We start from the raw sequence: 18,939 nt of genomic DNA on the forward strand, positions 1-18,939 counted from the left end.
CCGGCCACCCTACCCGAAGAAGTCGGCGATTCGGGTCAGCCCCTTCTCGAGGACGTCTCTCTCGACCGCGAAGTTGAACCGGAGGTGCCCCGGAGAGCCGAAGGGCTCGCCGGGCATGCAGGCGACGGAGGCATCCACGAGCAGCCGCTCGGCGATGTCGAGCGATGTCGCGGTCGGATCCGTGAGGCGACCGTAGAAGTAGAGCGCGCCGTCCGGCGGCATGGCCTCGATCGAGTCGATCTCCGCGAACGCCGCCAGCCCGAGCTCCCGCAGGCCGGAGAGCCTCGACAGAAGATCGGTGATGAACGCCTCGCGCGCGCCGCTCTCGCCGAGGGCTGCTGCGGCGGCGTACTGGGACGGCCCCACGGCCCCGGAGGTCGTCTGTCCCTGCAGGTCCGACATCTTCCGGATGAGTTCGTGCGGCCCCACGGCGTAGCCGATCCGGAATCCCGGCATGCAGAACGCTTTCGACATTCCGTCGAGGAGAACCGTCCGCTCGCCCCGCTCCGTGATATCGAAGACAGATGGCGACGGCTGTCCGTACGCGAGTCGCCGGTAGATCTCATCGGAGAGCACCCAGATCCCGTGTCGTGCCGCCCAGCGCAGGATGTCGCGCAGAAGACCGCGGGGGATCACGGCGCCCGTCGGGTTGCCGGGACTGTTCAGTAGGAGCCCGCGGGTGCGCCCGGTACGCGCGGCCTCGAGGTCCGCCACGCAGGGGAGGAATCCGGCATTCCACCCGGTCTCCACGACGACCGGATCCGCCCCGGCGAGCCGCACGATCGCCGGATAGCTGAGCCAATAGGGGGAAGGCACGAGGACCTCGTCGCCCGCTCCGAAGAGAGCGTAGCAACAGTTGAAGAGCGACTGCTTCACGCCGGCGCCCACGATCACCGAACCCGGGTCCACGCTATCGGCCCCGGTCGTTTCGCTCAGATAGCGCGCGATCGCCTCTCGCAGTTCGGGGAGGCCGAGCGTGGGCGGATAGCCCGTCTTCCCCGCCTCCACTGCCCGTATCCCCGCGCGGGCCGCAAACCGGGGGGCCGGGTATTGGGGTTCGCCGGCCGAAAGGTCGACCACGGGCACGCCTTCCGCCTTCAGCTTGCGGGCGCGCGCGGCCAGCGCCAGCGTGGCCGACGCCTCGAGGTGCGCGACGTTGGACGAGAATTCCATGTGGGGCACGATGGGACGACCTTTACCGAAGGTGTCGACGAGTTTGTTCGAGAGATTTGAGAGCGATGGGGCGGGGCCCTATTATTCCCGCAGGATGATGGTACGCCGGGAGAACCGATGACAACAGAGACCGCCAGCGCCCTGGCGCCGGGCGATGTACTCGCCGCGGCGCGGGATTTTTTCCTCGGTGCGAACCGCATGGCCGACGCCTGGATCGACACCGAGAGCGACACGCACATCACGTTCTGCACGTTCCGCGGCAACCTCGCCGTCGCGGCCTTCGCGGACCCGCAAGCGCCGGACGCGACCCGCGTGCGGGTCACCACGCTGCGGGAGGAAGGGATCGTGCCGCGACTCCTCACCTACATCGCCTTGGCGGGACAGTCGTGACCGGGCGGATCTCGGTGCGCACGCTCTTCTTCGGCGTATACGGGGAACTGGCCGCACGCCGGGAGGGCTCTGCCGAACTCGCGACCGACAGTACGGTGGAGGACCTCGTGCGGGCCCTGCGGGGGCCGGGAGGGCTGGACTGGCTCCCCGAGCGCGTCGTCGTCGCGGTCAACCAGCGCTACGCGGAGTCCGGGACGCGGCTGGCGAACGGGGACGAAGTCGCCCTCATTCCTCCCGTGGCGGGAGGCTGACGGTGCCGTGCGCGGACAAGGGCCCGGGAGCGGCGGACAACCGCGTGCGGACCTGGATCACGCGGGAAAGTCTGGACGGATTCGAGCCCTTCGCGGAGTTGGGGACCGAGGCGGATGGCGCGGTCCTTGTATTCCAGGGGAGGGTGCGCGAGACGAACCGCGGGCGCGCCGTCGCGAGTCTCACGTATGAGGCCTACGGAGAGATGGCGGAGCGCGAACTGTCGGCCATCTGTCACGAGGCGCTCGAACGATTCGACATCGGGGCGGTGTTCGCGGCGCATCGCGTCGGCGAACTGGGTCTGAGGGAGGTGAGCGTGGCGATCGGCGTCGCGGCAGGGCACCGCGACGCGTGCTACCCGGCCTCACGCTGGATTATGGAAACCCTCAAGGCTAAACTGCCTGTGTGGAAACACGAGTACTACCAGGACGGCGACTCGCACTGGGTCGGTGCCCCGCAGGCCGGGGCGACGGTCGCGGAAGACCGATCCTCGGCGGGATAACGGCGGGTCGAGCCTGGAGCCGATCTTCGAATCACGATCGGGAACCGAAGGATGGATCACGGATGGCCGGCGGTATCCGAAGGTAAGGGACCTTCGGCCCCGGCATCCAGTCGAGGAGGAAGCCATGTTGAAGATGGTTCGAAATGTGTTGGTCGTCTGCCTGATCGCGACCGTCTCCTTCGCCGGGGACTGTGGCGATGACGATGACAACATGATGATGGGGATGGAGGACGCGGTCACGGCCGAGGCCTAGCCGCCACCTTCGGGGGGACGGCCGTTTTCCGGCCGTCCCCTCTATCCTCCGGCAGTCCCGCACCCCGCACCCCGAACCGCCGATCCCTGATCCCCGGGACTCTGTCGGTGAGGTGGCACCTGTGTTCGTATTCCAGCGCCGACCATGGTGTCGGCGAATACCGATGAATACGCACCTTTGAGGTCCGGGGGGTGCGGCCCTATATTTCCCGCACACCCGCAATCATGGAACCCCTCAACTTCGGTGCCATGAGAGACCAGTTCGGCCGCCGCATCCAGTATCTTCGCATTTCGGTCACGGACCGGTGCAACCTCCGGTGCACGTACTGCATGCCGGAGGAAGGGCTCGCCTGGATCCCGAAGCCGGAGATGCTCGCGTACGAAGAAATCCAGGAAATCGTGCGCCAGATGGCGGATATCGGCCTGGAACGGGTCCGCATCACAGGCGGAGAACCTCTCGTCCGCAAGGACCTCCCGGACCTCGTCCGGATGATCGCGGCGGTGCCCGGCATCAACGACATCTCGCTCTCCACGAACGCGATCCTGCTGCCGCGATTCGCGGAGGCGCTGCGAGAGGCGGGCATGCACCGGGTGAACATCAGCCTCGACACGCTCGACCGCGATCGCTTCGTCGAGATCGCCCGGCGCCCGGCGCGGCGCTTCGACGAGACGATGACGGGGATCCGCGCCGCCGAGGAGGTGGGGTTCGCGCCGATCAAGATAAACTGCGTCATCATGCGGGGGCTCAACGACCACGAGGTGGCCGACTTCGCCGCCATCACCCGCGAGCGCCCGTGGCACGTTCGCTTCATCGAGCTGATGCCGGTGGGGGAGAACCTTCATCTGACCGATCGGTTCATATCTGCCGACGAGGTGCTGGAACGGATCCGCGCCATCGACCGGTTGCTGCCCGACCCGGGGCCGCGCGGCAATGGACCCGCGGTGTACTACCGCTTCCCGGACGGCACGGGAACGGTGGGTGTGATCACTCCGTTGTCCCACAACTACTGCGAGCGGTGCAACCGGATGCGGCTGACGGCCGACGGCAAGCTGCGCACCTGCCTGTTCGGGGATCACGAAGTGGACCTCAAGGGGCCGCTGCGCGAGACGGGCAGCATCGAGGCTGCGGTAGCGCGGGCGCTCGCCGGCAAGCCGAAGCGTCACTATCTGGAGCTGGGTACGGCGGCCGGAAGCGGCGGGCTCGCCGCGCTGAGCCAGGTGGGCGGCTGATGCGCCCGCCCGACGTGCGACTCGTGGGTTCGGAGGGCGTTGCATGAACTACGAGGAGCGCCTCCGGCACAGAGACCTCACGGAGCGCGCCACGCGGCTGCGCGAGAAGTTGGAGGAGGGGGACGGCGGTGCCGACCTGCGCCGCGCGGAGGGCCGCGAACTGGTGGCGCTCCTGGAAGAGACGCTGGCCCAGATCAGCCCGAAACGCTGGGACCGGATCATGGAAGCCATCGTCGACGAGGCCACGCGGCGAACCCGGGCTCCCTCGTTGTTCGACTGATCGCCGCCGGTTCGCGGCACCGCCGTCTCCTCGGGTTCGCTTTCCTGCTCGCCGGTCTGGGGGTGGTCGCGAGCGCCTTCGGGGCGCACACCCTCGAGGACCGCCTGGCGGCGGACGCCCTTGCCGTCTTCGAGACGGCGGCCCGCATGCACATGCTGCACGCCCTCGGCCTGGCCCTGCTCGGCCTGGCGGCCGCGCACTGGCCGGGCGCCGGCTGGCAGGGCCCCGCGGTACTCATGCTGAGCGGCGTGGCCGTGTTCAGCGGCAGTCTCTACGCCCTCGCCCTGTCCGGAATCGGGTGGCTGGGCGCGATCACGCCGATCGGCGGCGCGGCGCTCATCGCCGCCTGGGGCTGGGCGTCCTGGATCGCATTCACGCGCACCTGACAACCCGAGAGGTCCGATGGCGATCAAGAGCGACGGCTGGATCCGCCGCATGGCCCGCGAACAGGGGATGATCGAGCCGTTCGCCGACCGCCAGGTCCGCGACGGCGTCATCTCCTACGGCGTGAGCAGTTACGGCTACGACATGCGAGTCGCCGACGAGTTCCGGATCTTCCACAACGCGCTCTTCCCCGTGGTCGACCCCAAGGCGTTCGATGAGCGCTCTTTCCTTGAATTCAGCGGGGACGTCTGCATCATCCCCCCGAACTCCTTCGCGCTCGCGCGCTCGATCGAGTACTTCAGGATTCCCCGCAGCGTGCTCACGATCTGCGTCGGGAAGAGCACCTACGCGCGCTGCGGCCTCATCGTGAACGTGACGCCCTTCGAGCCGGAGTGGGAGGGTCACGCGACGCTGGAGATCTCGAACACGACGCCGCTTCCCGCCCGGGTGTACGCGAACGAGGGGATCGCGCAGGTGCTCTTCTTCGAGTCGGACGAAGTGTGCGAGATCAGCTACGCGGACAAGGCCGGCAAGTACCAGGGCCAGACCGGAGTCACGCCGCCGAAACTGTAGCGGCCAGCCCGGCGAGCAGGCGGGCCAGCCGCCTCGGGTATTGCTCGGTGAGCACATGCCCCCCCTCGGGATAGACGGTGAGATCGCACCCGAGGCGTGCGGCGAGGCCCCGGGCCGCGGCGACCGGAATCCTGGGGTCGCGCGCACCCGTCACGACGTGGGCCTCGAGAGGCCGCGAGGGCATGCGGCTCTCCAGATCGGCCGGCCGCCAGTCGGCGAGGATGCGCATCAGCGTGCGCGCGCGAACCGGATCCGCCCAGGGTCGGGCGTACGCCTCCACGAGGGCCGGTGGAGCCCTGAACGCGGGACCGGCCGCGCGCCTCAACACCAGACGGCCGATGTGCCTGTGCAGCGGCGCGAACATGTTCCCGACGGCCCGCCTTACCGGTTCCGAGCCGAGGAGGCCGAGGACCGGAGGGCGGCGGATGTCGGCCGCGACCGGACTCGCGAGCAGCAGCCCGCGGACGGCCGGCTCGACGCCGGCGAGCGCCAGCGCCACGGCGGCGCCCTGCGAGTGGCCGGCGACGAGCCGCGGCGCCCCCCCGTGCGGAGCGAGCGCGCGGATGACTTCTCGAATCCGGCGTACTTCGTCGTCGAGGGTGTAGGGCAGCCCCGGAGACGCCTCTGAGGCCCCCCGACCGAGCACGTCGGGGAGCCAGCACATCCACCCGGGATGCTCCGCGACGAAGGCCTCCGCGACCGAGCGCCACGCTCGTCCGTGGGCGCTGATCCCGTGCAGGAAGAGGACGGGGCGCCCCTCACCGAGGATCGTCACCCGCACCGTACCATCGCCGATCGCGACGTCCCGGACGAGACAGGTCTGCTGATCGGGGCGGTCGGCTGCGGTCGGCCCGGGACTCACAGAAACCGCGGGATCCTCCGCCGAGGGGGAGGCCAGACCCGCCTTTCCGGCCAGACCACGAACGCAACAGCTCCGACCAGCAGGAGGCTGAGAACGACGACATCCACCGCGAACAGGATGACTGCGATGTCCGAGTTCATACTTATTCTCCGCACGATTCCGGCCCGAGCCCATGGAGAGCGTAAGCCCTCCTCTGACGCGCCCGCAAACCGTCGAACGGGCGCCTTTCCGGGCTCCGTTCCCGCTTGCCGGGCCCAACCCTCCGCGATACCTTCGCGGCGCGGGAAAGTGAAGAAATTCACAAGCTCGCACGAGAGGAGCGCACCCCCTTGCTCGACCCATATCTCGGCATCCTGATCCTCGGATTGGTCGGCGTGCTGAACGCGGCCGCGATGATGGGCGTATCGCACCTCGTGGGCTCCCGGCGCCCGACGCCGGTGAAGGCGAGCCCCTATGAATCGGGGATCCCTCCCCTCGGAAGCACGCGAGAGCGGTTCTCGGTCAACTTCTACATCGTGGCGATGCTCTTCATCGTCCTCGACATCGAGACTCTCTTCCTGATTCCATGGGCCGTGATCTTCCGGGAACTGGGGATGGTCGGGTTCCTGGAGATCACCGCGTTCCTCGTCGTCCTCGGCGTCGGCCTCGTGTACGCGTGGAAGAAAGGGGCGCTCGAGTGGGATTGAGCACGGACTTGAACAGGGGACTGCGCACGGCGGCGAGGAGAGAAACCGGATGAGGACGCTGGATACGCTGCCCCCCGGCGCGCACCCCGAGGAGAGCCGGCTCGATACCGGGATCCCGCGCAACTGGATGACGACCCAGCTGGACTACGTCATCAACTGGGCGCGGCGGAACTCGCTGTGGCCGATGCCGTTCGGCACGGCGTGCTGCGCGATCGAGATGATGGCTTCCGCCGCGAGCAAGTACGACATCGGACGCTTCGGGATGGAGCGCATGTCGTTCAGCCCCAGGCAGGCGGACCTGATGATCGTGGCGGGAAGGGTCAGCTACAAGCTGGCGCCGGTTCTGCGCCGCGTGTGGGACCAGATGCCGCAGCCCAAGTGGTGCGTGTCGATGGGCGCCTGCGCGAGTTCCGGCGGAATGTTCGACAACTACACGATCGTGCAGGGAATCGACACGATCATCCCCGTCGACGTCTACGTACCCGGGTGCCCGCCCCGTCCCGAGGGCCTCATCTACGGCCTCCTCATGATCCAGGAGAAGATCAAGGGAGAATCGCTGGCCGACCCCCGCCCGCGGGACGAAGCGGTTGCGGCCGTGGGCCGGCCGAACCTGCCGCCCGAGACGATCGAACTCGTGGCCCAGCCCTTCGGCAACTCGACGAACCAGAACCGCATGAGCGGGCTCGGGCCGACCTCCGAGGTGGCCCGGTCGCGCGACCGGCGCGAGCGCCGGCTCGAACACCGGGATTGATCGGGGCGCCCCGGCAGTGACGACCGCGACGACGGTCGCGTCGCCCCGCATGGTGAGCGCGGCGCCACTCGACGGGGACGCCGCGAACCACCCCTCGATCCGTGCGCTGCGGGACCGCTTCGGAGGCGGCGTACGGCGGGTGGAGCGCGACGCGGTCGGCTACCCCGTGGTGTGGATCGATCCGCGCCTCAATGCCGAGGTCCTCCGCTTCCTGCGCGAGACGCCGGATCAGGCCTACGACTTTCTGGCCGACATCATGGGCGCGCACGCGGGCATCGGCGCCCCCATCCAGGTCTGGTACCAGCTCTGGTCCATGGTTCACGGCCGTCAGCTCCGGGTCGCGTGCGAGGTGCCGCTGGACGACCTCGAACTCGACACGGTGACGGACCAGTGGCTCGCGGCCGACTGGCTGGAGCGCGAGACGTGGGACATGTACGGCGTGGGTTTCCGGGGCCACCCCGACCTGCGTCGCATCCTGATGCCGGAGAACTACGAGGAGGGCTTCCCGCTCCGGAAGGACTTTCCCCTCCGCGGCCGCTTCAGCCGCTCCGCGCAGGTGAGCCGCGCGCTCTCCCGCGACCTCGTCGACATCTACGCCGTCGAGGAGCTGGAGATGGCGGGCTACGCCGTCACCGAAGAGGGGGACGTGCGGCCGCCGCCGGACGGTGCGACGGGGGCCGGGATCCGCGACCTGGAGCTCGGCGAGACACCCGGGGACGCGCTGGAGGGCGCGCCGATCCTCATCAACATGGGGCCGCAGCACCCGGCCACCCACGGCGTGCTGCGCCTCGTGCTGCAGCTCGACGGGGAGCGCGTGATCCGCTGCGTCCCGCACATCGGCTACCTGCACACCGGCTTCGAGAAGACGTGCGAGTACCGCGAGTGGAACCAGTGCGTGCCCTACACGGACCGCATGGACTACCTCGCGCCGATGCTCTACAACATCGGCTACGCCGGGGCCGTGGAGGCGCTCCTCGGCGTCGAGATCACCGAACGCTGCCGCGTGGTCCGGGTTATCCTCGGCGAACTGAACCGGATTCTCGGACATCTCCTGTGGCTGGGGACGACGGCGATCGACATCGGCGCGTTCTCCGTCTTCCTTTACACGTTCCAGGAACGCGAGCGGATCTACAACCTGCACGAAGCCTACACGGGGGGGCGGATCACGACCTCCGTCACGCGGGTGGGCGGGATGATGGCGGATCTGCCGGTCGGCTGGACCGCGGCGGCGCGCGACTTCGCCGCCACCTTCCCGGCCACGCTGGACGAGGTCGAGCGCCTCCTCACCCGAAACGCGATCTGGCAGGGCCGCACGATGGACATCGGCCTGCTCGAGGCGGACAAGGCGATCAGCTACGGCATCACGGGCCCGACGCTGCGCGCGAGCGGCGTGGCGTACGACGTCCGGAAGGCGCGCCCCTACCTCGGCTACGAGGAGTACGACTTCGACGTACCGGTCGGCACCACGGGCGACGCGTACGATCGGTATCTCGTCCGGGTCGAGGAGATGAAGCAGAGCCTCCGCATCATCGAACAGGCGCTCGACCGGCTCCCGGGCGGACCCATCAACATCGACGACTACCGCATCGTCCTGCCCCCCAAGGGGGAGGCGATGGGATCGATCGACACGATGATCTCGCACTTCAAGCTCGTCATGGAGGGCGTCCGCGTCCCCGCCGGCGAGACGTGGTATTCGATCGAGAGCTCCAAGGGCGAACTCGGCTTCGGGATCGTCTCCGACGGGGGCACGAAGCCCGTCCGCTGCCGTTTCCGCGGTCCCTCGTTCATCAACATCGCGTCGCTTCCCGAGCTGGTGAAGGGGGAACTCGTGGCGGACGTGGTGGCGATCAACGCCTCGCTGGACGTGGTGCTCGGGGAGATCGACCGATGAGCCGCCGCCTCCATCCCGCGGTCGTCGGGGCGCAGCCCTTCCAGCTGACGGCGCGGAAGACGTTCGACGGTCCCATCTTCGAGACGGAGGAAGGGCGGCGCCGGCTCGAGATGGCGCTGTCCCGCTATCCGACGAAGCAGGCGGCGCTCCTCCCCATGCTCGGCTTCGTGCAGGCGGAGAAGGGGTGGATCGAGCCGGGGGACATGGAGCAGGTCGCCGAGGCGCTGGATCTCACGCCCGCCTACGTCCATTCGATCGCGACCTTCTACACGATGTACAACAAGCACCCGGTCGGGCGTCACTTCGTCCAGGTGTGTACGAACATCTCCTGCCACCTGAACCGGGGCGAAGAAGTGCTGGAGCGCTTCCTCGCGGAGACGAAGACCCGGCAGGGCGAGATCTCCGACGATGACGAGTTCACGGTGATCGAGGCCGAGTGCCTCGGGGCGTGCGGATTCGCCACGGTCGTGCAGGTCAACGACCGCTACCTGGAAAACGTGACGCCGGACTGCGTGCCGGAGATCGTCGCGAACCTCCGCGGCGCGCGCGACGGCGCCGGGGCGGACGGGGAGGGGGAGGCATGAGCTTCCCGCACCTGAGCGAACTCGAGACCACGACCCCGCTCTCACGGCATCAGGGCGAGGCGGAAGCGCGGACGCTCGACGGATGGCGCGCCGTGGGCGGCTACGAGGCGCTGCGGAAGTCGCTCGACATGGCGCCGGATGAGATCACGGACGTCGTGAAGGCCTCCGGGCTGCGCGGGCGGGGCGGAGCGGGTTTCCCGACCGGCCTCAAGTGGAGCTTCATGCCGAAGGGCGACGGCAAGCCCCACTACCTGTGCTGCAACGCGGACGAGTCCGAGCCCGGCGCCTTCAAGGACCGTGAGGTGATCCGGTGGACGCCCCACCTGCTGATCGAGGGCTGCCTCATCGGCGCGCGCGCGATCGGGGCGGAACACATCTACATCTACGTGCGGGGCGAGTTCTTCGAGGAGACGGCGGTGCTCAACCGGGCCGTGGTCGATGCCTGCGAGGCCGGGCTCATCGGCCCGAACATCCTCGGCTCCTCGTGGTCGTGCGACCTGACGGTCCACGCCGGCGCCGGCGCCTACATCGCGGGCGAGGAGACGGGGCTCATGAACTCGCTCATGGGCAACCGGGCCGAGCCGTGGGCCAAGCCGCCCTTCCCGGCGCAGGCGGGGGCGTTCGGCATGCCGACCACGGTGAACAACGTCGAGACCCTGTCGGCGGTCCCCATGATCCTCGAGCACGGCGCCGAATGGTACCGGCAGTGGGGGAGCGAGAAGTCGCCGGGGACGAAGCTGTGGAGCTGCTCCGGGCACCTGGTGCGGCCGGGGAACTACGAGTTCGCGCTCGGCCTCCCGCTTCGCGACATCATCTTCGAGGCCTGCGGCGGCACGCCCTCGGGCCGGCCCGTGAAGGCCGTGATCCCGGGCGGATCGTCGACCGCCTTCCTCACCGGGGACGAACTGGACTGCGCCACGACGTACGAAGGGCTGGCCGAGGCGGGAAGTGCGCTCGGCACGGCCTCCCCGATCGTGATGGACGCCGATACGGACATCGTGGCGGCCATGCGGCGGATCGCGCAGTTCTACGCGCACGAGTCGTGCGGACAATGCGTGCAGTGCCGCGAGGGGACCTCGTGGGTCGTGCGTATCCTCCAACGCATCGAAGCGGGCGACGGTCGTCTGCGGGACATCGACACGCTGTACGAACTGTGCGAGCAGATGACGGGCCGCACGATCTGCGTGCTGGCGGACAGCGTCGTATTCCCGCTCCGCTCTTCGCTCGACAAGTTCCGTGCCGACTACGAGGCGCGGATGAAGCCGACCCTGGTCGCGGCGGGGTGACGCATGGCTGAGAACGGAGCCCGGGCGACGATCACGCTCACGATCGACGGCGTCGAAGTCACGGTCCCGCGCGGGACGCGCGTCATCGAGGCCGCCGAGCGCGTGGGCGTCGTGGTGCCGCGCTACTGCTACCACCCGGGGATCCCGACGCGGCCCGCCCAGTGCCGAATGTGTCTGGTGGAGGTGGAGGGGCGGCCCAAACTGGAGCCCTCGTGTACGCTTCAGGCGACCGACGACATGGTCGTGCACACGGCGAGCGACACGGCCCGTACGGCCCGGCAGTCGGTGATCGAATTCCTGCTCGTGAACCACCCGCTCGACTGTCCGATCTGCGACGCGGCCGGGCAGTGCATGCTCCAGGACTACGCGTACGTCACGAACCAGCTCGAGAGCCGGGTCGACGAGCCGAAGCGGGTCATGGGACGCGCCCGGATCGCCGACGACATCCTCTACTTCGCGGACCGCTGCATCATCTGCACGCGCTGCGTCCGCTTCATGCGGGACGTCGCGGAGGACGACGCGCTGATCGTCGCCCAGCGCGGAGACAAGGCCTACATCGACACCTTCCCGGGCCGCGAACTCGACAATCCGTTCCAGGGGAACATCGTCGACGTGTGTCCGGTGGGGGCGCTCGTGCACGAGGACTTCGTGTTCAAGGCCCGCGCCTGGGACATGGACGCCACGGCGAGCGTGTGCCCGGGTTGCCCGACCGGCTGCAACGTCACGATCGACACCAAGGAAAATCAGATCGTGCGGGTCAAGCCGCGGCACAATGCGGCGGTCAACTCCTGGTGGATGTGCGACTACGGCCGGCGGCACCTGGTGATGACGAACCGTGGCGTGCGCGCCGAGGTACCGCTCATACGGGACGGTGACGCGCTGCGGCCGGTGGACTGGGTCACCGCCCTCGCGTGGCTGGCGGAGAAGATCGAGGCGGCGGGCTCCCCCGGCGGTCGCGCGATCGTGTCCCCGGACGCCTCGAACGAGAACCTGTTCTACGTCGGACGACTCCTCGCGCGCCTGGGCGTGGAGGGGGGCGAGTTCCAGGTGGAGCAGGGGGAGACGGCGGCGCTGCCCACCGTGCCGACGCTCAAGCTCCGGGCCGACCGCGCGGCGAACGTCGCGGGGGCCGGGATCTTCGGCGCGCAGCGCGTCGCGGCCCTCTCGAGCGGCGCGGAGGCCGGGGCGCTCGTGGTGCTGGACGACGCGCTGGACGGCGCCGGCGAGGACTTCGGCGAGGCGGCCGACCTCTTCCTCTACCTCGGGACGCGGCTCCCGGCGGCGGCGCGCAATGCGGACGCGGTACTCCCGATCTCGACCTTCGCCGAGATGGACGGGTCGTTCACGAACTTCGAGGGCCGCGTGCAGCGCTTCCACCAGGCGCTCACGCCGCCCGGGTCGGCACGCCCGGCCTGGATGATCCTCAGTCGCGTGCTGGCGCGCCTGGGAGACGGCACGGCCGTGTCCGATATCCGGACCGCGTTCGAGCGGATGGCGGCGGACGTCCCGGCGTTCGAGGGCCTGACGTGGGACGGGATCGGGCTCAAGGGCGCCCCGGCCGCCGGCACGGCCGCCGCGGCCCCGGCGGAGGCCGACGCATGAGCCCGGTTTCCGGCGGCGCCTTCGCCGTGGCCACGCTGCTCAAGGTGGCCGTCTTCTTCACCGTGCTCATGCTCGCCGTCATGCTGTCGACGATCGTGGAACGGAAGGTGGCGGGCTTCATCCAGGACCGGAGCGGCCCCAACCGCGTCGGCCCCTGGGGTCTGCTCCAGGTCATCGCGGACGGGCTCAAGAACCTCATCAAGGAAGAGACGATGCCGGACCAGTCGATCCGGCCCTTCTTCCTCCTCGCGCCCGTTCTCGCGATCCTCCCGGCCACGATCCTGTTCGCCGTCATCCCCTTCGGTTCTCCGCTCCCCACGCCGTGGGGACTCGTGGAGATGATCGTGGCGGATGTGCCGATCGGCTTCCTGTATGTGCTCGCGATCGGCTCGATCGGCGTGTACGGGGTCGCCATGGGCGGCTGGGCCTCCGGCTCCAAGTACTCGCTCCTGGGCGGCCTGCGCGGCTCCGCCCAGATGGTGAGCTACGAAGTCGCACTCGCGCTGAGCCTCGTCCCCCTCATCCTCCTCACCGGAGACGTACGGGCGCCCGAGATCGTCTCGATGCAGCAGACGTTCACCGCCGGACCCGCGACCTACGCGACGTGGTTCGTCTTTCCGCTCCTCGTCGGACTCTTCTTCTTCTTCATTTCGGGTCTGGCGGAGACGAACCGGCTCCCCTTCGATCTGCCGGAAGCCGAAGCCGAACTCATCGCCGGATACCACACCGAGTACTCGGCGATGAAGTTCTCGATGTTCATGATCGGCGAGTTCGCGCACGTGATCACGGTCGCCGCGCTCGTGACCGTCTTCTTCCTCGGCGGGTGGGACATCCCCTTCTGGCAGGGGGACAACATCCGGGTGCTCTCCGACGGGACGGTGATCGGGACGCCCACGTGGTGGAAGACGCTCCTCACGCTGGGCGCCTTCGCGACGAAGACGGCGCTCGTCGTCCTCGTCTTCGTCTGGATCCGCTGGACGCTGCCGCGTTTCCGCTACGACCAGCTCATGGATCTGGGCTGGAAGTTCATGCTCGAGGCGGTGACGGTGTACATCCTCGTCATCGCGTTGGTCATCCTCGGGATCGAAGCCGTGGGGATCCCGCCCGGCGGCTGGTACGCGTTCGTGCTCTTCGTCGTGAACCTGGCCCTGGCGGGGGTGATCTTCTTCGTCATGGACCGGGGGACGCTGATTCGCGGCGCCGCCAAGGGAACGAAAGGCCAGGGAGGGTAGATGCCCGGAGAGGTCAGAATTCTGGAACGCCCCCGCGCGGAAGGCTCGTACGTGAGGGCGGCGGCCAAGGGGATGTCGATCACGCTCCGCCATCTCCTCAAGCCCCGCACGAAGACGCAGCAGTATCCCGACGAGAAGTGGGAACTCGCGCCGCGTACGCGCGGCACCCATCGCATGGCGGTGCACGAGGACGGGCGGTCGAAGTGCGTCGCCTGTGGCCTCTGTCCGACCGTGTGCCCGGTGAACTGCATCAAGCTCGTGCCGGCCGAGGACGAGAACGGGGAACGCTACGCGGCGATCTACGAGATCGACGAGTTCCGCTGCATCTTCTGCGGCTACTGCCAGGAGGTGTGCCCGGTGGAGGCGATCCACCTCGGCGTGCACTACGAGAACGCGGAGTACTCCCGCGAGCGCTGGGTCTACGACCTCGAGCGGCTCGTCGAACAGGAGCACCCCGTGACGGCGCTGTGGGATCCCTCCGACCCGGCGTCGCAGTGATTGCCGCGGTTGAGGTCACGATGATCCAGGACTTCCTCTTCCAGGCCTTCGCGGCGAGCGCGATTCTGGGTGCGGTGCTCATGGTCACGCGCCGGAATCCCGTCGCCGCCGTGATCTTCCTGGTCGCCGTCTTCTTCGCCACCTCCGGCATGTTCCTCATGCTGGACGCGCACTACATCGCGGCGATCAACGTGATCCTGTACGGCGGGGCCATCATGGTCCTGTTCCTGTTCGTGATCATGCTGCTGAACCTCGGGCACGCGGAGTGGCGCGATCTGCGCGGGCCGATCGGCGGCCTCGTGGGCGGATCCATCGCCATCGCGTTCCTGGGGGTGCTGACACGGCTCTTCGTGGGGGGGGCGGAGGCGCAGCCGGCCGTGGAAATCGCGGGGAATGCGCTGCGGGCGGCCGCCGCCGAACAGAGCGTGATCGGCATCGTGGCCCGGCCACTCTTCCAGGAGTACGTCATCGTGCTCGAGGTGACCGGCGTGCTCCTCCTCGCCTCGATCGTGGGCACCATCCACCTCGCGCGCAGGGAACGGACGTGAACGAGGCCGGGCTGGCGGACGCCCTCGGGCCGCACGGGCTCATCGCCCTCTTCGTGAGCGCGATCCTGTTCTCCATCGGCGTGATCGGCGTACTGCTCCGCCGGAACGCGATCATCGTCTTCATGTGCATCGAACTGATGCTCAACGCGGCGAATCTGTCCCTCGTCGCGTTCTCGCGCATGCACGGGATCGAGGGCCAGATCTTCGTCTTCTTCGTGATGGCCGTCGCCGCGGCCGAGGCCGCCGTCGGACTCGCGATCATCATCGCCATCTTCCGCCACTACGAGGTCGTGGACCTCGATCGCTTCCGGCTGCTGAGATGGTGAGCATCGTGAGCATCGCGAGCGGGGTGGGGGCGCTGCCGGCCGGAGCCGCCGCCCTCGCGGCGCAGGAGGGCGCGGGAACGGCGTTCCATCCGGTATTCCCGTGGCTCATCCTCGCTCTGCCTCTGCTGGGGGCCGTGGTCAACGGTCTCGGCGCCTTCCTGTGGCGGGAAGACAAGCGGATCCCGTCCATCGTCGGTCCCGCCGCCCTGCTCGCGAGCTTCGCCATCGTCCTCGTGAACTTCATCGGGATGAGCGGGGCGGAACTGCACGGGGCGGAGGTCGTGCGCCTCTGGAGCTGGATCGTCTCCGGGGATCTCCATATCGGCGTCGATCTGCAGTTCGACCAGCTCTCGATGCTGATGTGCATGGTCGTGACCGGGGTGGGAAGCCTGATCCACATCTACTCCGTCGGCTACATGCGCGAGGACCCCGGGTACTCGCGCTACTTCTCGTACCTGAACCTGTTCGTCTTCTTCATGCTTGTGCTCGTCCTCGGGGCCAGCCTGCCGCTGATGTTCGTGGGCTGGGAGGGCGTGGGGCTGTGCTCGTACCTCCTCATCGGCTTCTGGTACGAGAACCGGGAGTACGCGAACGCGGGCAAGAAGGCGTTCATCATGAACCGGATCGGCGACGCGGGCTTCCTCGTCGCCATGTTCCTCCTCTTCGTGACCTTCGGGACGCTGGACTTCGTCCCCCTCCTCGAGGCGGCGGAAGGGACGCTGGCCTACGGCGGTCTCCTCGTGACCGGGATCACGCTCCTCCTCTTCCTGGGCTGCACCGGGAAGTCGGCGCAGATCCCGCTCCACACGTGGCTGCCCGACGCCATGGCGGGGCCGACGCCCGTCTCGGCGCTCATCCATGCGGCGACCATGGTGACGGCCGGCGTCTATCTCATCGCGCGCACGAGCGTACTGTTCGCGCTCGCGCCCGTCTCCCAGGGTGTCGTGGCGGCGTTGGGGGCGGGGACGGCGCTGTTCGCGGCTTCGATCGCGATCCGGCAGTACGACATCAAGAAGGTGCTCGCCTACTCCACGATCTCGCAGCTCGGCTACATGTTCCTCGCCGTCGGGGTGGGGGCGTTCACGGCCGGCGTCTTCCACCTCATGACGCACGCCTTCTTCAAGGCGCTCCTCTTCCTCGGGGCCGGCGCCGTGATCCACGCCGTCCACCGCGCCTGGGCGCATGGGGACGGGCATGGTGACGGCCAGCACGGGGATCCCAACGACATGCGGAACCACGGGGGGCTGCGGGCGTTCATGCCCCGCACGTGGGCGTTCATGTGGATCGCGACGCTCGCGATCGCGGGGGTGCCGCCGCTGGCCGGTTTCTTCTCGAAGGACGAGATCATCTGGTACACGGGCGCCTTCGGGTATCCTGTGCTGTGGGGCGTCGCGCTGGCCACGGCGCTCCTCACGGCGGTGTACATGACCCGCCTCATGGTCATGACCTTCCACGGGAAGAACCGCACCTTCGGCCACGGAGGGACGGCCGAAGCGGGCCGGCGGCTGCACGAGGTCCCGCTCGTCATGTGGGGGCCGCTGGCCCTGCTCGCCGTCCTCTCGGCCGTCGGCGGCTGGGTGAACATCCCGGAGGCGCTCCCCGTGCTCCCGGCCGTCGAGTGGTTCCACCACTGGCTCGAACCGGTGTTCGAGCCCGCGATCGCGATCGCCGAGGCGAGAAACCTCGTGGCCGAGCACCACTCGCCCATGGGAGGCGGCGAGGCGCTGTGGGCCGGGATCTCGGCCGTCATCGCGATCGTGGCCGTGACCGCGACGGTCAGGGTCCTTTCGCCGAAGCCCGTGCCCACGGAGGCCGAGGCCGTGGCGCCGACCGGGTTCGCGCGCGTGCTGCACGACAAGTGGTACGTCGATGAACTCTACGACCGCATGATCGTGCGGCCCTCGCTCGCCCTGTGGCGCGCCTGCTGGCGGATCGTGGACACGGGGCTCATCGACGGCGCCGTGAACGGGGTGGGGCGCGGCGCTCGCCTCCTCGGCTGGGCCGGCGGACAGCTGCAGAGCGGCCGCGTGACGACTTACCTCGTCGTGTTCATGCTCGGCGCCCTGCTCGTCCTGAGCGTGCTCGCATGATGGCCCTGTACGACGGGCACTGGATCCTGACCGCGCTCGTGGTCCTCCCGCTCCTCGGCGGGGTGGCCTGCCTCCTGGCGCCGGAAGCGCGGGCGAAGATGATCGCGCTCGGCACGACGCTCTTCCTGTTCGCGCTCTCGCTGCCGCTGTTCTGGACCTTCGACACGGCCGAGCCGGGCTTCCAGAACCAGGTCTCGATCCCCTGGGTCGAGGCGTGGGGGATCTCGTACTCCGTGGGAGTGGACGGGATCTCGATCCTCATGATCCTGCTCACGACCTTCATCGTGCCGCTCTCGGTGGCGGGGTCGTTCTCCTACATCACGCGGCGGGAGCGGGCCTTCTACGCGATGCTCCTCTTCCTCACGACGGGGATGATCGGGGTCTTCGTGGCCCTCGATCTCTTCCTCTTCTACGTGTTCTGGGAGATCGCGCTGATCCCGATGTACTTCCTCATCGGGATCTGGGGCGGGGAGCGGCGGATCTACTCGGCGGTGAAGTTCTTCCTCTACACGGCCGCGGGCTCACTCCTCATGCTGGTCGCGATCGTGACCCTCGCGTGGCTGTTCCGGAGCGGCGCCGGCGGGTGGAGCTTCGCCTACGAGGACCTGCTCTCGGTCGATCTCGCGCGCCGCACGCAATTGTGGCTCTTCGCCGGCTTCGCGCTCGCGTTCGCGATCAAGGTCCCGCTTTTCCCGTTCCACACCTGGCTTCCGGACGCGCACGTGGAGGCCCCCACGGCCGGTTCCGTGATCCTGGCGGGGGTACTGCTCAAGATGGGCGTGTACGGGTTCCTGCGGTTCGGGCTCCCCTTCTTCCCGGCCGCGGCGACGGACCCGGCGGTCGTGAACACGATGATGGCGCTCGGCGTGATCGGAATCCTCTACGCGGCCTGGGTGGCGGCGGTCCAGCCCGACGCGAAGAAGCTCATCGCCTACACATCGGTGGCGCACCTCGGCTTCGTCGTGATCGGCGTGTTCGGGCTCACGACGCAGGGGATCGAGGGCGGGATCCTGCAGATGGTGAACCACGGCATCTCGACCGGGGCCCTCTTCCTCCTCATCGGGATGCTGTACGAGCGGCGTCACACCCGCCTGATCGCGGACTTCGGCGGCATCGCGAAGGTGATGCCGATCTTCGCCTTCGCGCTCGTCGTCGTCGCGCTGTCGTCCGTGGGGCTCCCGGGCACGAACGGCTTCGTGGGCGAGTTCCTGATCCTGCTGGGGACGTTCCGCACCCACCCCTGGATCGCCGCCGTCGCCACGACCGGCGTCATCTTCGCCGCCTGCTACATGCTGCCCATGGTGCAGCGCGTGCTGTTCAACCGGCTGGAGCGCGACGAAAACCGGTCGCTGCGCGATGTGAACGGCCGCGAGCGGCTGATCCTCGCGCCGCTCCTGGTGCTGATCCTCCTCATGGGGGTGTGGCCGGGGCCGTTCCTGAACCGGACGCGGGCCTCCGTAGAGGCCCTCATCGAGCACGTGGAGGCGCGAACGGCCGTCGTCCAGGTGGATGCCGCCGGGGATGCCGCCGGGGCCGGGGGAGGGGAGTGA

The 18,939-nt window shown here is 68.6% G+C and carries 22 protein-coding genes; 20 read left to right on the forward strand and 2 right to left on the reverse strand.

The window, feature by feature from the left end:
• Positions 1–9: 9 nt before the first annotated feature.
• On the reverse strand, positions 10–1,173 hold the full coding sequence (locus tag ACPXY0_RS06395) for a pyridoxal phosphate-dependent aminotransferase (RefSeq protein WP_423929532.1): 1,164 nt from the start codon (positions 1,171–1,173) through the stop codon (positions 10–12).
• A gap of 117 nt (positions 1,174–1,290) precedes the next feature.
• Here ACPXY0_RS06395 and ACPXY0_RS06400 point away from each other — a divergent pair, with 117 nt between their 5' ends.
• The 8 genes from ACPXY0_RS06400 (at position 1,291) to dcd (ending at position 5,033) form a co-directional block, all read left to right on the forward strand.
• A complete protein-coding gene (locus ACPXY0_RS06400; protein WP_423929534.1) occupies positions 1,291–1,563 on the forward strand; it encodes a hypothetical protein in 273 nt (90 codons plus the stop codon).
• A complete protein-coding gene (locus tag ACPXY0_RS06405) occupies positions 1,560–1,814 on the forward strand; it encodes a MoaD/ThiS family protein (RefSeq protein ID WP_419166563.1) in 255 nt (84 codons plus the stop codon). Before ACPXY0_RS06400 ends, ACPXY0_RS06405 begins: the two co-directional genes overlap by 4 nt.
• Positions 1,815–1,816: 2 nt before the next feature.
• Complete coding sequence (locus tag ACPXY0_RS06410) at positions 1,817–2,314, forward strand: molybdenum cofactor biosynthesis protein MoaE (RefSeq protein ID WP_423929536.1); 498 nt, start codon at positions 1,817–1,819, stop codon at positions 2,312–2,314.
• 124 nt (positions 2,315–2,438) lie between these two features.
• Positions 2,439–2,567: a hypothetical protein gene (locus ACPXY0_RS06415; protein WP_419941629.1), complete on the forward strand. Its 129-nt coding sequence runs from the start codon at positions 2,439–2,441 to the stop codon at positions 2,565–2,567.
• A 191-nt stretch (positions 2,568–2,758) separates the two neighbouring features.
• Positions 2,759–3,796: a GTP 3',8-cyclase MoaA gene (gene moaA / locus ACPXY0_RS06420; protein ID WP_423929539.1), complete on the forward strand. Its 1,038-nt coding sequence runs from the start codon at positions 2,759–2,761 to the stop codon at positions 3,794–3,796.
• Between the two features lie 43 nt (positions 3,797–3,839).
• Positions 3,840–4,076: a hypothetical protein gene (locus tag ACPXY0_RS06425; RefSeq protein ID WP_423929541.1), complete on the forward strand. Its 237-nt coding sequence runs from the start codon at positions 3,840–3,842 to the stop codon at positions 4,074–4,076.
• Positions 4,077–4,138: 62 nt separating this feature from the next.
• Positions 4,139–4,462 (forward strand): DUF423 domain-containing protein, encoded by a 324-nt coding sequence (locus tag ACPXY0_RS06430; RefSeq protein WP_423929543.1) that lies wholly within the window; start codon positions 4,139–4,141, stop codon positions 4,460–4,462.
• Between the two features lie 16 nt (positions 4,463–4,478).
• Positions 4,479–5,033, forward strand: a complete 555-nt coding sequence (gene dcd / locus ACPXY0_RS06435; protein WP_423929545.1) for a dCTP deaminase — start codon at positions 4,479–4,481, stop codon at positions 5,031–5,033.
• Here dcd and ACPXY0_RS06440 read toward each other — a convergent pair.
• The gene (locus ACPXY0_RS06440) at positions 5,014–5,895 is read right to left on the reverse strand and encodes an alpha/beta fold hydrolase (RefSeq protein WP_423929547.1); all 882 of its coding nucleotides are present in this window, start codon (positions 5,893–5,895) and stop codon (positions 5,014–5,016) included. The two genes, dcd and ACPXY0_RS06440, sit on opposite strands and share 20 nt — an antisense overlap.
• A gap of 329 nt (positions 5,896–6,224) precedes the next feature.
• Here ACPXY0_RS06440 and ACPXY0_RS06445 point away from each other — a divergent pair, with 329 nt between their 5' ends.
• The 12 genes from ACPXY0_RS06445 to ACPXY0_RS06500 all read left to right on the forward strand — a co-directional run bounded on the left by ACPXY0_RS06445 (position 6,225) and on the right by ACPXY0_RS06500 (position 18,939).
• On the forward strand, positions 6,225–6,581 hold the full coding sequence (locus tag ACPXY0_RS06445; RefSeq protein ID WP_419941635.1) for an NADH-quinone oxidoreductase subunit A: 357 nt from the start codon (positions 6,225–6,227) through the stop codon (positions 6,579–6,581).
• Positions 6,582–6,630: 49 nt separating this feature from the next.
• Positions 6,631–7,332 (forward strand): NADH-quinone oxidoreductase subunit B, encoded by a 702-nt coding sequence (locus tag ACPXY0_RS06450; protein WP_419941636.1) that lies wholly within the window; start codon positions 6,631–6,633, stop codon positions 7,330–7,332.
• Positions 7,333–7,348: 16 nt separating this feature from the next.
• A complete protein-coding gene (gene nuoD / locus ACPXY0_RS06455) occupies positions 7,349–9,223 on the forward strand; it encodes an NADH dehydrogenase (quinone) subunit D (protein WP_423929550.1) in 1,875 nt (624 codons plus the stop codon).
• Positions 9,220–9,807, forward strand: a complete 588-nt coding sequence (locus ACPXY0_RS06460; RefSeq protein WP_423929552.1) for an NAD(P)H-dependent oxidoreductase subunit E — start codon at positions 9,220–9,222, stop codon at positions 9,805–9,807. Before nuoD ends, ACPXY0_RS06460 begins: the two co-directional genes overlap by 4 nt.
• On the forward strand, positions 9,804–11,093 hold the full coding sequence (gene nuoF / locus ACPXY0_RS06465) for an NADH-quinone oxidoreductase subunit NuoF (RefSeq protein WP_423929554.1): 1,290 nt from the start codon (positions 9,804–9,806) through the stop codon (positions 11,091–11,093). The genes ACPXY0_RS06460 and nuoF overlap by 4 nt, the downstream gene beginning before the upstream one ends.
• 3 nt (positions 11,094–11,096) lie before the next feature.
• A complete protein-coding gene (locus ACPXY0_RS06470) occupies positions 11,097–12,695 on the forward strand; it encodes a molybdopterin-dependent oxidoreductase (RefSeq protein ID WP_423929555.1) in 1,599 nt (532 codons plus the stop codon).
• Positions 12,692–13,927, forward strand: a complete 1,236-nt coding sequence (locus ACPXY0_RS06475) for a complex I subunit 1/NuoH family protein (protein WP_419941641.1) — start codon at positions 12,692–12,694, stop codon at positions 13,925–13,927. Before ACPXY0_RS06470 ends, ACPXY0_RS06475 begins: the two co-directional genes overlap by 4 nt.
• 72 nt (positions 13,928–13,999) lie before the next feature.
• On the forward strand, positions 14,000–14,425 hold the full coding sequence (locus tag ACPXY0_RS06480) for a NuoI/complex I 23 kDa subunit family protein (RefSeq protein WP_419943534.1): 426 nt from the start codon (positions 14,000–14,002) through the stop codon (positions 14,423–14,425).
• A gap of 20 nt (positions 14,426–14,445) precedes the next feature.
• Positions 14,446–14,973, forward strand: a complete 528-nt coding sequence (locus ACPXY0_RS06485; protein ID WP_423929558.1) for an NADH-quinone oxidoreductase subunit J — start codon at positions 14,446–14,448, stop codon at positions 14,971–14,973.
• 41 nt (positions 14,974–15,014) lie between these two features.
• Positions 15,015–15,299: an NADH-quinone oxidoreductase subunit NuoK gene (gene nuoK, locus ACPXY0_RS06490; RefSeq protein WP_419943535.1), complete on the forward strand. Its 285-nt coding sequence runs from the start codon at positions 15,015–15,017 to the stop codon at positions 15,297–15,299.
• A complete protein-coding gene (gene nuoL, locus ACPXY0_RS06495; RefSeq protein ID WP_423929560.1) occupies positions 15,296–17,389 on the forward strand; it encodes an NADH-quinone oxidoreductase subunit L in 2,094 nt (697 codons plus the stop codon). Before nuoK ends, nuoL begins: the two co-directional genes overlap by 4 nt.
• The gene (locus ACPXY0_RS06500) at positions 17,386–18,939 is read left to right on the forward strand and encodes a complex I subunit 4 family protein (RefSeq protein ID WP_423929562.1); all 1,554 of its coding nucleotides are present in this window, start codon (positions 17,386–17,388) and stop codon (positions 18,937–18,939) included. Before nuoL ends, ACPXY0_RS06500 begins: the two co-directional genes overlap by 4 nt.

It is taken from the genome of Candidatus Palauibacter sp. (assembly GCF_965237495.1).
In the GTDB taxonomy this organism is placed as follows: domain Bacteria; phylum Gemmatimonadota; class Gemmatimonadetes; order Palauibacterales; family Palauibacteraceae; genus Palauibacter.

Excerpts from the sequence above, each read along its gene's own strand:
- ACPXY0_RS06395 (WP_423929532.1), bottom strand. The coding sequence starts at position 1,173 with ATGGAATTCTCGTCCAACGTCGCGCACCTCGAGGCGTCGGCCACGCTG.
- ACPXY0_RS06400 (WP_423929534.1), top strand. The coding sequence starts at position 1,291 with ATGACAACAGAGACCGCCAGCGCCCTGGCGCCGGGCGATGTACTCGCC.
- ACPXY0_RS06415 (WP_419941629.1), top strand. The coding sequence starts at position 2,439 with ATGTTGAAGATGGTTCGAAATGTGTTGGTCGTCTGCCTGATCGCGACC.
- ACPXY0_RS06425 (WP_423929541.1), top strand. The coding sequence starts at position 3,840 with ATGAACTACGAGGAGCGCCTCCGGCACAGAGACCTCACGGAGCGCGCC.
- dcd (WP_423929545.1), top strand. The coding sequence starts at position 4,479 with ATGGCGATCAAGAGCGACGGCTGGATCCGCCGCATGGCCCGCGAACAG.
- ACPXY0_RS06450 (WP_419941636.1), top strand. The coding sequence starts at position 6,631 with ATGAGGACGCTGGATACGCTGCCCCCCGGCGCGCACCCCGAGGAGAGC.
- ACPXY0_RS06460 (WP_423929552.1), top strand. The coding sequence starts at position 9,220 with ATGAGCCGCCGCCTCCATCCCGCGGTCGTCGGGGCGCAGCCCTTCCAG.
- nuoF (WP_423929554.1), top strand. The coding sequence starts at position 9,804 with ATGAGCTTCCCGCACCTGAGCGAACTCGAGACCACGACCCCGCTCTCA.
- ACPXY0_RS06470 (WP_423929555.1), top strand. The coding sequence starts at position 11,097 with ATGGCTGAGAACGGAGCCCGGGCGACGATCACGCTCACGATCGACGGC.
- ACPXY0_RS06475 (WP_419941641.1), top strand. The coding sequence starts at position 12,692 with ATGAGCCCGGTTTCCGGCGGCGCCTTCGCCGTGGCCACGCTGCTCAAG.
- ACPXY0_RS06480 (WP_419943534.1), top strand. The coding sequence starts at position 14,000 with ATGTCGATCACGCTCCGCCATCTCCTCAAGCCCCGCACGAAGACGCAG.
- ACPXY0_RS06485 (WP_423929558.1), top strand. The coding sequence starts at position 14,446 with ATGATCCAGGACTTCCTCTTCCAGGCCTTCGCGGCGAGCGCGATTCTG.
- ACPXY0_RS06500 (WP_423929562.1), top strand. The coding sequence starts at position 17,386 with ATGATGGCCCTGTACGACGGGCACTGGATCCTGACCGCGCTCGTGGTC.